Consider the following 14,366-nt stretch of genomic DNA (forward strand, 5'->3'; position numbering starts at 1 on the left):
GCGCCGACACCTCGGTGGACGACGCCGTGGGCCGCGCGCTGGAGCGGGCCGGCCGGATCGTCGCCGCGTCCATGGGGGCGGGATGCGCACTTCGTGCGCCATCTCAGGGGCGCGGGGGGAGGCGCGGCGAAGCCGCAGCCTTCAGGGGCGCGGGGAACGGCGCGAGCGACCACGACGAGACCCGCACAGAAAGACGGAAGGAATGCCGCACGGAGTGCGCATTCCAGGGGCGCGGGGAACTGCGCGACCAGCCACGACGAAACCCGCACCCGTAGACCGGCCGCGTTCCCACAAGGCACCGGGCAACCCACGCCCCGCCCCAAAAACACACACGCCCGCCCGCCAGGACGAACCCGGTGGGCGAGCGCGCGGATAAGGCCGGGTGGGGCCGAGCCGGTGACTATCCGGCGACGGCCACGGACGGCTCGCCGGAGGCCACCCCGTCCTTCTCCATCTGCTCCGCGATCTTCATAGCCTCCTCGATCAACGTCTCCACGATCTTCGACTCGGGAACGGTCTTGATGACCTCACCCTTGACGAAGATCTGCCCCTTGCCGTTGCCCGAGGCGACACCCAGATCCGCCTCACGGGCCTCACCCGGCCCGTTCACGACGCAGCCCATGACCGCGACCCGGAGCGGCACCTCCATGCCGTCCAGACCGGCCGTGACCTCCTCCGCCAGCTTGTAGACGTCGACCTGGGCGCGCCCGCAGGACGGGCAGGAGACGATCTCCAGGCGGCGCGGGCGCAGACCCAGGGATTCGAGGATCTGGTTGCCTACCTTGATCTCCTCGACCGGCGGCGCCGAGAGCGAGACGCGGATCGTGTCGCCGATGCCCTCGGAGAGCAGCGCCCCGAACGCGACCGCCGACTTGATCGTGCCCTGGAACGCGGGCCCCGCCTCCGTCACGCCCAAGTGCAACGGGTAGTCGCACTGCTCGGCGAGGAGCCGGTACGCGTTGACCATGACGACGGGGTCGTTGTGCTTGACCGAGATCTTGATGTCCCGGAAGTCGTGCTCCTCGAAGAGCGACGCCTCCCACAGCGCGGACTCGGCGAGCGCCTCGGGCGTCGCCTTGCCGTACTTCTGGAGCAGGCGCCGGTCGAGGGAGCCCGCGTTGACCCCGATGCGGATGGGGGTGCCGTGGTCGCGGGCCGCCTTGGCGATCTCCTTGACCTTGTCGTCGAACTGCTTGATGTTGCCCGGGTTGACCCGGACGGCCGCGCAGCCCGCCTCGATGGCGGCGAAGACGTACTTCGGCTGGAAGTGGATGTCGGCGATGACGGGGATCTGCGACTTCTTGGCGATGACCGGCAGCGCGTCGGCGTCGTCCTGCGTGGGGCAGGCGACGCGCACGATCTGGCACCCGGAGGCGGTCAGCTCGGCGATCTGCTGGAGGGTGGCGCCGATGTCCGACGTACGCGTCGTCGTCATCGACTGCACGGAGATCGGGGCGTCACCGCCGACGGCGACCGTGCCGACCTGGATCTGCCGGCTCTTGCGCCGCTCGGCGAGCTTGAGCGGAACATCCGGCATGCCGAGTGAAATCGCAGTCATCTGCTGTGCAACCCCAAGGTATGGATCGAGGATCGAGTCCAGAGGCTTCCGAGATTACGTCACCGGCGCGCGCCGGAGCACACTGCGCCCCGTACATCCACCCAAAGAGGGGCGGCCGGGCACATAGGGTGCCCGGCCGCCTCATGTGCCACAGGATCAGGAGATTTTCACCGGATTCACCACGTCCGCGATGAGGACGAGGATCGTGAAGCAGACGAAGATCCCGGCGACCACGTACGCGACGGGCATGAGCTTCGCCACATCGAACGGGCCCGGGTCGGGGCGGCGGAAGACGCGGGCGAGGTTGCGCCGCAGCGACTCCCACAGGGCGCCCGCGATGTGCCCGCCGTCGAGCGGCAGCAGCGGCAGCATGTTGAAGAGGAACAGGGACAGGTTGAAGCCCGCCACCAGCATCAACGACATGGCGACCTTCTGCGTCGCCGGGATGTCGAGCGCGGCGATGTCACCGCCGACGCGGGCCGCGCCGACGACACCCATCGGGGAGTCCTGGTCGCGCGGGCCGTCGCCGAACGCGGCGTCCCACAGGGCGGGGATCTTCGCCGGGAGGGCGACGATGGAGTCGACGGCGTCGCCGACACGGTCGCCCATCCAGGTCACGGAGTCGCCGAAGTCCTGGTGGACGACGCCGGTGGCGGCGGTGAAGCCGAGGAAGCCGGCCTTCACGTAGCCGTCGGTGATCTGGCCGCTGGCGTCCTTCTTCGCGACCGTGTTGGTGGCGATCTTCGCGGTCAGCGTCTTCCGCTGCCCGTCGCGCTCGACCACGATCGGGACGGTCCTGCCCGCGCTCTCGCGGATCTTGTCGGACAGGACGTTCCACTTGTCGGTGGTGACGCCGTCGAAGGAGACGATCCTGTCCTTGGCCCGCAGGCCCGCGGCCGCGGCCGGGGACTCGGGGTCGGACGCCTTGCAGGTGTCGCGCTGGGCGCTGGCCTCGATGACGCACTTCGAGACGGACTCGACCATGTTGGTCTGCTGGGTGATGCCGAAGCCCATGAGGACCGTGAAGAACAGGCCGACCGCGAGGATCAGGTTCATGAACGGGCCCGCGAACATCACGATGACGCGCTTCCAGGGCTTGCGCGTGTAGAACAGGCGGGTCTCGTCGCCGGGCCTGACCTCCTCGAAGGCGGCCGCGCGGGCGTCCTCGACCATCGAGCGGAACGGGGAGGTCGAGCGGGCCTCGATCCGGCCGTCCTCGCCGGGCGGGAACATGCCGATCATGCGGATGTAGCCGCCGAGCGGGATCGCCTTGACGCCGTACTCGGTCTCGCCCTTCTTCCGCGAGAACAGGGTGGGCCCGAAGCCGACCATGTACTGCGGGACGCGGATGCCGAACATCTTCGCCGTCGACAGGTGGCCCAGCTCGTGCCAGGCGATGGAGACGAGCAGACCCACGACGAAGACGACTACGCCGAGGATCATCATCAAGGTCGTCATGCACGGGCCTCCGCGGCTGCCTCGTCCGGTTCGGTCAGTTCACGGGCCCGGGCGCGCGCCCAGGTCTCCGCTTCGAGGACGTCCGCGACGGTCAGGGAGGTTCCCGACACCGGGGCGCCGTGTTCCTCCACGACCCGGGTGACGGTGTCCATGATCCCGTTGAACGGCAGGGCGCCCTTCAGGAAGGCGTCCACGCACTCCTCGTTGGCGGCATTGAACACCGCCGGGGCCGTGCCCGCGAGCTGCCCGACGTGGCGGGCCAGGTTCACCGACGGGAACGCGTCGTTGTCGAGGGGGAAGAACTCCCAGCTCGACGCCTTCGTCCAGTCGAAGGCGGGCGCCGCGTCGGGGATCCGCTCGGGCCAGCCAAGGCCGATGGCGATGGGGCCGCGCATGTCGGGCGGGGTCGCCTGGAGGATCGAGGAGCCGTCGGTGTACTCGACCATGGAGTGCACGTAGGACTGGGGGTGGACGACGACCTCGATCCGGTCGAAGGGGATGTCGTAGAGCAGGTGCGCCTCGATGACCTCCAGGCCCTTGTTGACCAGGGTCGCCGAGTTGATCGTGATGACCGGGCCCATCGCCCAGGTGGGGTGCGCGAGCGCGTCCTCTACGGTCACGTCCGCCAGGTCCGCCTTCGTCCGGCCGCGGAACGGGCCGCCCGAGGCGGTGACGACGAGTTTGCGCACGTCGGCGCGGGTGCCTGCGGCGAGCGCCTGGAACAGGGCGGCGTGCTCGGAGTCGACCGGGATGATCTGGCCCGGCTTGGCGACCGCCTTCACCAGCGGGCCGCCGACGATCAGCGACTCCTTGTTGGCGAGGGCGAGCGTGCGGCCCGCTTCGAGGGCGGCGAGGGTCGGGGCGAGGCCGATCGACCCGGTGATGCCGTTGAGGACCGTGTGGCAGTCGCCGCGGCCCGCGACCTCGGTGGCGGCGTCAGGCCCGGCGAGGATCTCGGGGAGCGGCTCCCCGGCCCCGTACCGCTTGCTCAGCGCCTCGCGCAGCGCGGGCACGGCGTCCTCGCGGGCCACGGCGACGGTCCGTACGCGCAACTGGTGCGCCTGCTCGGCCAGGAGGTCGACCCGGCCGCCCGCGGCGCTGAGGGCGGTGACGCGGAAACGGTCCGGGTTGCGCAGCACGAGGTCGATGGCCTGCGTGCCGATCGACCCCGTCGAGCCGAGCACAACGATGTCCCTGGGGGCGTCGCCGGGCGCGGGGTCGAAGACGAGGTGCGGATCGGCGAGCGGCGATGGGCTGTCGGTCATTGCCCTATTGTCGCCCCGCGTTCCTGTGAGGTTGACAGGGTGTCCCGGGGATGCGCCCGTACGGGTCCGGGGGCCCGCCGTCATCGGGTCATGGAGCGGACGTAATGGCTGAGATCGACCGCCACCGTTCCGCGTACGCGGAGGGCCGCCCCGGGACTGCGGCGCCCCGCTCTTCGAGCGTCTCGAACACGGCTTCAGAGGACGTCCGGGTCAGCGGACCTGGGCGGCCCGCCCCGCTGGGACGACGCACTCCAGGGGCCGTCACGACGGCACGGCCGGGGCCGGCACCGGCACGATCCGCGTTCGCGCGAAGCCGGCTCCCGGCGGCGCAGTCGTCGGCGCCTCAGTGGATCGGGCGGTGGACATTCTCCCGTTTTGTCGGGCCGGGTGTCGCGTCCGCGATCCACGGCCCCTCGCCGCTCGGGTCGACGACACCGCTCTCCAGCCAGGTGTACGTACCGCTCATGACGCCCTTGACGACCTTGTGGTCCAGGTCGTCGGTGTTGGTCCACAGGCGTTCGAAGAGGGCGTCGGCGCGGATGCGGGCCTGGCGGCAGAAGGCGTCGGCGAGTTGGTAGGCCTCGCGGCCGTGGGGCTCGGTGGTGCGCAGGAGTTCGGCGCGGACGCAGGCCGCGCTCATGGCGAACAGTTCGGCGCCGATGTCGACGATGCGGCCGAGGAAGCCCTGTTTGGTCTCCATGCGGCCCTGCCAGCGGGACATGGCGTAGAAGGTGGAGCGGGCGAGTTTGCGGGCAGAGCGTTCGACGTAGCGCAGGTGCGTGGAGAGGTCCGGGTGGCCGGAGGGGTGGAATTCCGCGTAGGTGCGCGGGAGTTGGCCCGGTCCCGCGACGAGCTTCGGCAGCCACTTGGCGTAGAAGCCGCCCGCTTTCGCACCCGCCTTCGCCTTGTCCGTCAAGGATTTCTCCGGGTCGATGAGGTCCCCGGCGACGGAGAGGTGCGCGTCGACGGCCTCGCGGGCGATCAGCAGGTGCATGATCTCCGTCGAGCCCTCGAAGATGCGGTTGATGCGCAGGTCACGCAGGACCTGTTCGGCGGGGACGGCGCGTTCGCCGCGCGCCGCGAGGGACGCGGCGGTCTCGAAGCCGCGTCCGCCCCGGATCTGGACGAGTTCGTCGGCCATGAGGCAGGCCATCTCGGAGCCGTACAGCTTGGCGAGGGCGGCCTCGATGCGGATGTCGTTGCGGTCCTCGTCGGCCATCTGGGAGGAGAGGTCGAGGACCGCCTCCAGGGCGAACGTGGTCGCGGCGATGAAGGAGATCTTCGCGCCGACCGCCTCGTGGAACGCGACCGGCTTGCCCCACTGCTCGCGCGCCGCCGACCATTCGCGGGCGATCTTCAGACACCACTTCCCGGCGCCGACGCACATCGCGGGCAGGGAGAGCCGCCCGGTGTTGAGCGTGGTGAGGGCGATCTTCAGCCCCGCGCCCTCGGGCCCGATGCGGTTGGCGGCCGGGACGCGGACCTGGTGGAAGCGGGTGACGCCGTTCTCCAGGCCACGCAGCCCCATGAAGGCGTTGCGGTTCTCGACGGTGATGCCGTCGGCGGCGGCCTCGACGACGAACGCCGTGATGCCGCCCCGGTGCCCCTCGGACTTCGGAACGCGCGCCATGACGACGAGGAGGTCCGCGACGACGCCGTTGGTCGTCCACAGCTTGACCCCGTCGAGGAGGTAGTCGTCACCGTCGGGGACGGCGGTCGTGGCGAGGCGGGCGGGGTCGGAGCCGACGTCCGGCTCGGTCAGCAGGAACGCGCTGATGTCCGTGCGCGCGCACCGCGGCAGGAACGCGTCCTTCTGCTCCTGGGTGCCGAACATCTTCAGCGGCTGCGGTACGCCGATCGACTGATGCGCGGAGAGCAGCGCCCCGATCGCCGGGTTCGCGGAGCCGACGAGGGCGAGCGCCTTGTTGTAGTACACCTGCGTCAGGCCGAGACCGCCGTACTTCGTGTCGATCTTCATGCCGAAGGCGCCGAGCTCCTTGAGCCCGTTGACCGTCTCGTCGGGGATCTTCGCCTCGCGCTCGATGCGGGCCGCGTCGATCTTCGTCTCGCAGAAGTCCCTGAGCTGGGCGAGGAACGCCTCGCCGCGCCGCGCGTCGTCGTCGGCGGGGAGCGGGTGCGGATGGATCAGGTCGAGCCGGAACCGGCCGAGGAACAGCTCCTTGGCGAAGCTTGGCTTGCGCCAGTCCTGTTCGCGGGCCGCCTCGGCGACCTGCCGGGCCTCCCGTTCGGAGACCTTGGCCCGGGACTGTGGTGTTGCGGACATGAGGTTCACCTCGCCGCGCGTCGGGGCACCGGGCCGGTCCGTTACCGGCTGGTGCTACTGGATCGTATGTACCCGATCCGGGACAGGTCAGCCAGCCCTCGCGCGGCGCTCGCGGCGGGCGGGTCACGACGGGCGGGGCGGTAGGCTCTGCGGTTCCTCAAGATCGTCCCCTAGCCGAGAGCCACGCCCGTCTTCATGAACGTCCGCACCACCTTCTCCCGGCCCTTCCCCGTCTGGCCGGTTCCGGCGCTGTGGACGGTCGCCCTCGGAGTGTGGGGGCTCTCCCGGCGGCACAGCGTGTGGCGCGACGAGGCGGCGACCTGGCAGGTGGCCCGCCGCTCGACCGCCGAGATCTGGCACATGCTGGGCCAGGTCGACGCGGTGCACGGCCTCTACTACCTGTTCATGCACGGCCTGTTCACCCTCTTCGGCCCCGGGACGACGACGCTGCGGCTGCCCTCCGTCCTGGCCACGGCGGTCGCGGCGGGCTGCGTCGCCGCCCTGGGCGAGCGGACCGCCGGACGCCGGGCGGGGCTCGGCGCGGGCCTCGCCCTCGGGCTGCTGCCCGCCGTGCAGTTCTACCTCCAGGAGGGCCGCCCGTACGCGCTGGTGGCGGCCGGTGTGGGCGTCTCGACGCTGCTGCTCGCGCACGGGCTGCGCGGCAGGCGCGGCGCCGCCCTCTGGACGGGGTACGGGGCCGCCGTGCTCGTGTGCGCGTGGCTGAACTGGCTGTCGCTGCTAGCCGTGCTCGCGCACCTGGTGACGCTGGTGTGGACGCGGCCGGACCGCGCGGTGTGGCTGCGCTGGGCGGTCGCCGCCTCCCTGGCCGCCCTCGGCGCCCTCCCGCTGATCCTGTTCAGCCGTGGCCAGTCCGCGCAGGTGTCCTGGATCCCGCCGCTGACCTGGCACATGATGATCGGCCCCGCCGTGCTGCTCGCCATCGGCGGACTGTGCGCCCTGGTCGACCGGCCGGTCGCGGGGCGGTTCTCGATGGCCGCGGTGGGCCTGCCCCTGCTGGTCGTCCCCCATCTGGTTCTGGTCGCGGTCTCCCTGGTCAAGCCGCTCTTCCTGGACCGCTACATTCTGTTCGGCCTGCTCGGGCTCGCCCTGCTGATCGGGGCGGCCCTGGAGGCGGCGGTCCGGGCCGCGCGGCCGCGGTTCCCGAGGGCGTCGGCCTGGCTCGTACCGGTCGCGGTCGGTGTCGCGGTGCTGGCGCTGCTGCCGCAGTTCCTGGCCAAGCGTTCGCCCGCGAGCCGCGTGGACGACGTCCTCGCCGTCACGCAGGACATACGCCGCCACAAGGCCGACGGGGCGGGTGTGCTGTTCGTCCCGGCGGCCCGGCGCGACACGCTGCTGGTGTCGCCGGACGCCTTCGACGGGCTGCGGGACGTCGCCCTCGCCCAGGGCCCGGGGCCCTCCGGCACGTTGAAGGGCGTGGAGAAGCCGCCGGACGCGATACGGCGCGCGATGCTCGCACGCCACCGGATCCTGCTGGTCACGGATGCGGAGCGGGTGGCGAGGCCGGTGACGGCGCGGCGCGACCACGTGAAGATGGCCGTGCTGCGGCGCTACTTCCGGGCCGTGGACGACGCGCAGGTACGCGGCCGGCGCGTGACCACGTACGAGCGCCGGGCCCCCTGACACACGGAACGGCCCGAGCCCCCGCACAGTGGGCTCGGGCCGTTCGGCCGTGCGCGGTCGTTACAGCGCGAGGCCGGTCAGGACGAGGACGCGCTCGTAGGTGTAGTCGTCCATGGCGTAGCGGACGCCCTCGCGGCCGACGCCGGACTGCTTGGCGCCGCCGTACGGCATCTGGTCGGCGCGGTAGGACGGGGCGTCGCCGATGACGACACCGCCGACCTCCAGGGCGCGGTGGGCGCGGAACGCGGCCTGGAGGTCGTGCGTGAACACGCCCGCCTGGAGGCCGTACTTGGAGTCGTTGACGGCGGCGAAGGCCGCGTCCTCCCCGTCGACCTTCGTGACCGTGAGGACCGGTCCGAAGACCTCCTCGCAGGCGATGGTGGTGTCGGCCGGTACGTCGGTCAGCACGGTCGGCGCGTACGTGGCGCCGTCGCGCTTGCCGCCCGTACGGAGGGTCGCGCCGGCGTCCACGGCCTCGTTCACCCACGACTCGACGCGCTTGGCGGCGTCCTCGCTGACCAGCGGGCCCACGTCCGTGGCGTCGTCGGCCGGGTCGCCGGTGACCTGCGCCTCGACCGCGGCGACGATCTTCGGGAGCAGCCGGTCGTACACGGCGGCGTCCGCGATGACCCGCTGTACGGAGATGCAGGACTGGCCGCCCTGGTAGTTGGAGAAGGTGGCGATGCGGCTCGCCGCCCAGTCCAGGTCGGCCTCCGAGGCGTAGTCGGCGAGGACGACCGCCGCGCCGTTGCCGCCCAGTTCGAGGGTGCAGTGCTTGCGCGGGACGCTGTCCATGATCGCGTAGCCGACGGGGCCCGAGCCGGTGAAGGAGATGACGGGAAGCCGCTCGTCCTGGACGAGGGCGGGCATCCGGTCGTTCGGCACCGGCAGGACCGACCAGGAGCCCGCGGGCAGGTCCGTCTCGGCGAGCAGTTCGCCGAGCAGCAGGGAGGAGAGCGGGGTCGCCGGGGCCGGCTTCAGGATGATCGGGGCGCCCACCGCGATGGCCGGGGCGACCTTGTGCGCGCTCAGGTTCAGGGGGAAGTTGAACGGGGCGATGCCCAGGACGACGCCCTTCGGTATACGGCGGGTCAGGGCCAGGCGGCCCGTGCCGCCCAGGTCGGTGTCGAGGCGCTGCGCCTCACCGCTGTTCCAGCGCCGGGCCTCCTCCGCGGCGAACCGGAACACGCTCACCGCGCGGCCCACCTCGCCCCGGGCCCACTTGATCGGCTTGCCGTTCTCCGCGGAGATCAGCCGGGCGATCTCCTCCGTCCGCTCGCCGAGGCGGTCCGCGACGTGGTTCAGCGCCTTCGCGCGGACGTGGGCCGGGGTCGCGGCGAACTCCTCGCGGATCGCGTGCGCGGCGCTGACGGCCTCTTCGACCTGCGCCTCGGTCGGCACGCTGACGGTGCCGACGAGCCGCCCGTCGTAGGAGTTCGTGACGTCGAAGGCGGCGTCCCCGGTGGCCTGGCGGCCGGCGAGCCAGAAGGGGGTGTGGGCGGCGGTCATGTCTGGTACCGGCCTTTCGGTGAGCGGGTGTGTCCGTGCCACACGTTAGGCGTGGCCGGGCGGGTGAAGACTTGGCCGGGGCGGAGTGCTGGGCTCCCCTTCTTCGCCGCTTCGTCCGAGTCCAGCCCTCGCGCCGCCGCGGAGTGTCCCACCGTCGTGGCTGGTCGCGCAGTTCCCCGCGCCCCTAAAGGCCGGCATCCCGCCGTAGGGGTGCGCTATCTCGCCGAGTGTCGCACCGTCGTGGTTGCTCGCGCAGTTCCCCGCGCCCCTGGAGGCTGCGGCTTCGCCGCGCCTCCCCCTTGCGCCCCCGCAGGGACGCGCCCCGAGATGGCGCACGAAGTGCGCATCTCAGGGGCGCGGGGAACTGCGCGAGCAACCACGATGGCGCCGCAGACGCGCGAAACGTGAGGGGCGCGGGGAACTGCGCGACCAGCCACCGCGGCGCCGCACTCGCTCGCAGACCCGCAGCGGGCAGACGCATCGCCACCCCCAAGACAACCCCCCGCTCACACCCCGGTCGCCTTGAGCGCCAGCCAAAGCTCCATGCGGACATCCGGGTCGTCCAACGAGCGACCCAGGATTTCCTCGACGCGCCGCATCCGGTAGCGGAGCGTATGCCGGTGCACCCCGAGATCCGCCGCCGCCGCGTCCCATTGCCCGTGCCGCGACAGCCAAGCCCGCAGGGACGCCACAAGATCCCCGCGCCCAGTCGCGTCATGATCGCGGAGCGCCCGCAGCAGCCCGTCCGCGAACGCCCGCACCGCGTCGTCCGCCAGCAGGGGCAGCACCGACCCGGCGACGACGTCCTCGTGCTCGACGAGGACCCGCCCCCGCCGCCGCGCGACGGACAGCGCCTGTTCGGCCTGCTTGAACGCGGTCACCGCCGCGATCGGCCCGGCCGGCGCCGAGAACCCGATGACCAGTTCGTCCGCGGCGGAGCCGTCCGCCCGGGTCGCTTCGAGCACTTCCGCGTACTGGAGGCATGCCTCGGCCGCCGCTCCCCCGTCGACGACGAGCAGCACGGTCCGCCCTCCGTCGGGGACGACGAGCACCGCCTCGCCCGCCCGCGCCGCCGCGGACTCCACGACGTCGACGAGGACGGAGAGCGGGTCCCCGGACGCCCCGGTCATCGCCTCGCCCAGCAGCGACGCCATCCCCGGCGCCGCGGTGACGGGGGCGGGCGCGGCGACCCCGTCGGGCGGTGGCGCGGCGGCTTCGGCGGCGACCATCCGGAAGGGGGCGTCGAGCAGGGCCCCGTACAGGTCCCCGGCGACGGCCCGCGCGTGATCGGGTTCCCCGGCGAGGAGCATGCGCAGCACGGCCGCCCCGATCCGCTGCTCGGCGGCGTACAGCGCCCGGGAGCGTTCGGTGACGAGGGTGAGCAGGGCGATGGCGGAGTGCAGCGCGTACCGTTCGGCGGTGCCGAGGGCGGCGGCGGTGCCGACGGCGAGAGCGGCGCGTGCGCGGCGCCCGGTGCCGATGGAGTGGAGTTCGACGCGGTCGTCGGCGCCGCCCGCGACGACGGCGCTGGCGGGCGCGGGCCGTTCGCGCAGCCGTTCGACGTCGGGGGTGAGCCGGGCGGCGCGGCGGCCCGCCCATTCTGGGGCGGTGGCGACGACGGCGCCGGAGACGTCGTAGAGCGCCGCCCACCCATTGACCTGTGCGGCGAGTACGGCGAGCAGCCCTTCGGGGCCTTCGTTGAGGGCCTGCTTGGTCAGTTCGCGCTGGGCGGCGAAGCCGGAGGTGACGGCCCGGTACTGGTCGGCGGCGATGGCGGCGGAGACGGCTTTGCTGATGGCGATGAAGGGGGTGCGGGGCGGTACTTCGAGCAGCGGCAGGCCCTCTTCCTCGGCCGCCCGGACGAGTGCCTCGGGCACGTCGTCGTAGTTGACGCCGACGGCGAAGCCGAGCCCGACGACGCCCGCGCCGGTCAGCCGTCGTACGTACCGGCGCATCGCCTCGGGGTCGTCGGCGTCCAGTTTGAGGGCGGTGATGAGGAGGAGTTCGCCGCCTTCCATGTAGGGGACGGGGTCGGCGAGTTCGCTCACGTGGGCCCAGCGGACGGGGGTGTCCAGATGGTCCTCGCCCGCGCGCACGGTGAGTTTGAGCGAGGAGTGGTGGACGAGCGAGGCGAGCGTGGGCGGCATGGGGCCTTCAGGTGTGCGGGGGGGTACATGGGGGGTGCACCGGGCGTGGGGAGCTTTTGGCCGGTCCGTATGAACGACCGGTGCCGATTCTGCCTCACCGTACGTACCACGGATGGCGGTCCCCGTGTGTTCCGGCCGCCCTCAGGTACGCAGGTCCACGAGCAGCGGTGGCGCGTGCTCGCCGCGCACGGTGGTGAGCGAGAGCACGGCGTGGCCCGGCGGGACGGCGTGGGCGAGGTCGGAGGCGGACCAGCGTTCGCGTTCGACCTGGCGGACGGTGACGGCGCGGGCGGTGGGCGCCCGCCCGGTGATCACCCTCCTTATGGCGTGCAGCGCCTTGCCTGCCGGGGTCTCGGCGATGATCTGCCGGTCGGTGACGTCGCGGGTCTCGGTCCACTCCTTGCCCCACACCTCGGCGAAATCCTGCCCGTCCCACGGGGTGAGCCCGGACAGCGCCATGCGGCAGCCGACGGAGCCGAGGAGCGGGGAGCGCAGCGGGCGCGGCACGTCGTCGAGGGTGCGCAGGGTGAGGACGGCGCCGGCGTTGGCGGAGCGCAGCCGCTGGAGTCCGCGGACGGCCTGGGGGGTGATGACCCCGGTGGCGTCGTCGAGGACGAGGCAGGCGAAGAGGGAGCGGTCCTCGCGGACGGCGACGCTCGTCATGAACTGGGCCAGGACGAGCCGTGCCAGGACCCGGGAGGCGTCGGCGTGCCCGCGTTCGGGCAGGTCGATGCGGACGCGGACGGGGTGGTCGAGGGCGCGCAGGCTGAAGGGGCGGCCGGCGCCGGAGGTGTCGAAGAACGAGGCGAAGGCGGGGCGGTCGAGCAGCGCGATCCGGTCGGCGAGGACGGCGCCCACGTCGCCGGGGTGGGCGAGCTGCCGCTCGCGGGCGTCGAGTTCGCGGAGCATCGCCTCGTGGCCCGCCTCGGTGAGCGCGGTGCGCAGCGCGCCGAGCGCGGTGGGCGCCCCGTCGAGGAGCCGGCGCAGCTCGGGCACGGACGGGAAGCGGCCGTGGACCGCGTGGTACGGGCCGAGGAGCTGGGCGAGGACGGTCGTGGAGCGGCGGCTGTCGCCGCTGGGGTGCGGGTCGGCGAGGTCGCCGACGAGCGCCTCGGCGAGCACGGCGGCGGCTTCGTCGGGGTCGGTGGTGCCGCCGTACAGGTCGAGGTCGTAGGCGGAGTCCGGCCGGCCGACGCGGACGACGACGTCGTAGGTGTCCTGCGAGCCGAGGCCCGCGCCCGCCGCCCCGACGACGACCACGGCGGCCCGTCCGGCGAGCGCGCCCAGGCACAGCGACTCGGTGAGCGGCCAGACGACGTGGCCGGTCTTGCCCGCGCCGGGCGGGCCGACGGCGAGCAGGGAGGTGCCGAGCAGGTCGGGGCCGAGGGCGAGGCCGACGCCCCGGTACGCGTACGGGTTGCGGGCGTCGTCGGCGGCGGTGCCGATCCTGACCTGGGCGGTGACGAGGTCGTGGCGGGCGGAGCGGGCGGGCAGGTCGCGGGTGCCGGAGGGGTGCGGGCAGGCGGCGGCGCCGTCCTTGACGACGGCGGCGGCGAACGAGGCGAGGCTGTGCCTGCCGCGCTTGACGCCCTGCCAGGCGCGGGCGATGCGGGCGTGGTCCACGTCGCGCATGAGCCCGGCGCGGGCCTCGGCCCCGAGCCGCTCGGCGGCCTCGACGGCACCGGCGGCGCGCAGGTGCGGCCACTGCGCCGGGTCCTCCTCGGGGGCGGGCGGGCGCTCCGCCTGGGCGGGCGCGGCCGAGCGCCAGGCCGGGTAGCCGAAGCGCCGCCACACCTCGCCCCACCGGCCGAGCCGCCCGACCGCGACGGCGATGCCGACGGCGAAGATCCCGTAGTAGAGGTAGACGACGACCACGGAGGTGAAGGAGTGCGGGGAGACCCAGGAGTCCGGGATCATCGCGTAGAGCGGCAGCAGCCACCAGCCGCCCAGGTAGCCGTTCCACAGCAGCGACCACACGAGCCAGCCCACCAGGAACGCGATGAGGGCGCCGCTGAGCAGTTGCCGGGTCGGGGTCCGCTCGGGTTCCTCGGCCGCGCGCGGCCGGTGCCCGAACCGCCACACGCCGGGCGCGGCGGGCGGGCGCGGCGTGCGCAGCCAGGTGAGGAAGGTGGCGCCCGCGGAGGAGGGCTGCTCCCCCGGCGCGTGGGCGGGGCGCGGCGGCGGTACCGCGCCGCCGGGGGGAAGACCGCGTTCCCCGGCCGCGCCGTCCGTGCCCTGCATGCCCTCGCTGTTCATGGCCTTGCCCCCTGACCTGCCGGTCCGTCCGTGTTCCGCGCGTCGATCCGGGCTCAATGTAGTGCCCGTACCTGGGGAGTTCAGCGTTTGTGCGCCTCACCGGGTTCCGCGCGCCGCCCGGGTATGTGTCCACCGCGGACAACAGCCCCGCGCAATCTCACCCCGATGGAGCAAGACCCCTCACTCATCCCGCACCTAACCTGCGGAGAAACCCCCGAACCCCCAGATCCGGAGACGGAAGCCAGATC

Annotated in this window: 8 protein-coding genes; 1 reads left to right on the forward strand and 7 read right to left on the reverse strand. The window is 72.7% G+C overall.

Annotated features, from left to right (window positions below; genetic code table 11):
* Positions 1-400 precede the first annotated feature (400 nt).
* From ispG to ABZ877_RS05530, 4 genes are all read right to left on the reverse strand, one after another.
* Entirely contained in the window at positions 401-1,558 is a 1,158-nt protein-coding gene (gene ispG, locus ABZ877_RS05515) for a flavodoxin-dependent (E)-4-hydroxy-3-methylbut-2-enyl-diphosphate synthase (RefSeq protein WP_361064798.1), read from the reverse strand.
* A gap of 156 nt (positions 1,559-1,714) precedes the next feature.
* Positions 1,715-3,016 (reverse strand): site-2 protease family protein, encoded by a 1,302-nt coding sequence (locus ABZ877_RS05520; RefSeq protein WP_361064801.1) that lies wholly within the window; start codon positions 3,014-3,016, stop codon positions 1,715-1,717.
* Complete coding sequence (dxr, locus tag ABZ877_RS05525) at positions 3,013-4,281, reverse strand: 1-deoxy-D-xylulose-5-phosphate reductoisomerase (protein WP_361064803.1); 1,269 nt, start codon at positions 4,279-4,281, stop codon at positions 3,013-3,015. Before dxr ends, ABZ877_RS05520 begins: the two co-directional genes overlap by 4 nt.
* A gap of 343 nt (positions 4,282-4,624) precedes the next feature.
* Positions 4,625-6,565, reverse strand: a complete 1,941-nt coding sequence (locus ABZ877_RS05530; RefSeq protein WP_361064806.1) for an acyl-CoA dehydrogenase family protein — start codon at positions 6,563-6,565, stop codon at positions 4,625-4,627.
* 195 nt (positions 6,566-6,760) lie between these two features.
* Here ABZ877_RS05530 and ABZ877_RS05535 point away from each other — a divergent pair, with 195 nt between their 5' ends.
* The gene (locus ABZ877_RS05535; RefSeq protein ID WP_361064809.1) at positions 6,761-8,206 is read left to right on the forward strand and encodes a glycosyltransferase family 39 protein; all 1,446 of its coding nucleotides are present in this window, start codon (positions 6,761-6,763) and stop codon (positions 8,204-8,206) included.
* Between the two features lie 60 nt (positions 8,207-8,266).
* Here the strand turns inward: ABZ877_RS05535 and ABZ877_RS05540 are convergent, their stop codons facing one another.
* The 3 genes from ABZ877_RS05540 to ABZ877_RS05550 form a co-directional block, all read right to left on the reverse strand.
* Positions 8,267-9,715, reverse strand: a complete 1,449-nt coding sequence (locus ABZ877_RS05540) for an aldehyde dehydrogenase family protein (protein ID WP_361064812.1) — start codon at positions 9,713-9,715, stop codon at positions 8,267-8,269.
* 506 nt (positions 9,716-10,221) lie between these two features.
* Positions 10,222-11,862 carry a PucR family transcriptional regulator gene (locus ABZ877_RS05545; RefSeq protein WP_361064814.1) on the reverse strand — a complete coding sequence of 547 codons (1,641 nt, stop codon included), beginning with the start codon at positions 11,860-11,862 and terminating at the stop codon, positions 10,222-10,224.
* A 141-nt stretch (positions 11,863-12,003) separates the two neighbouring features.
* Positions 12,004-14,118: an ATP-binding protein gene (locus ABZ877_RS05550; protein WP_361064816.1), complete on the reverse strand. Its 2,115-nt coding sequence runs from the start codon at positions 14,116-14,118 to the stop codon at positions 12,004-12,006.
* Positions 14,119-14,366: the final 248 nt, after the last annotated feature.

Source organism: Streptomyces sp. NPDC046939 (assembly GCF_040644575.1).
In the GTDB taxonomy this organism is placed as follows: Bacteria; Actinomycetota; Actinomycetes; order Streptomycetales; family Streptomycetaceae; genus Streptomyces.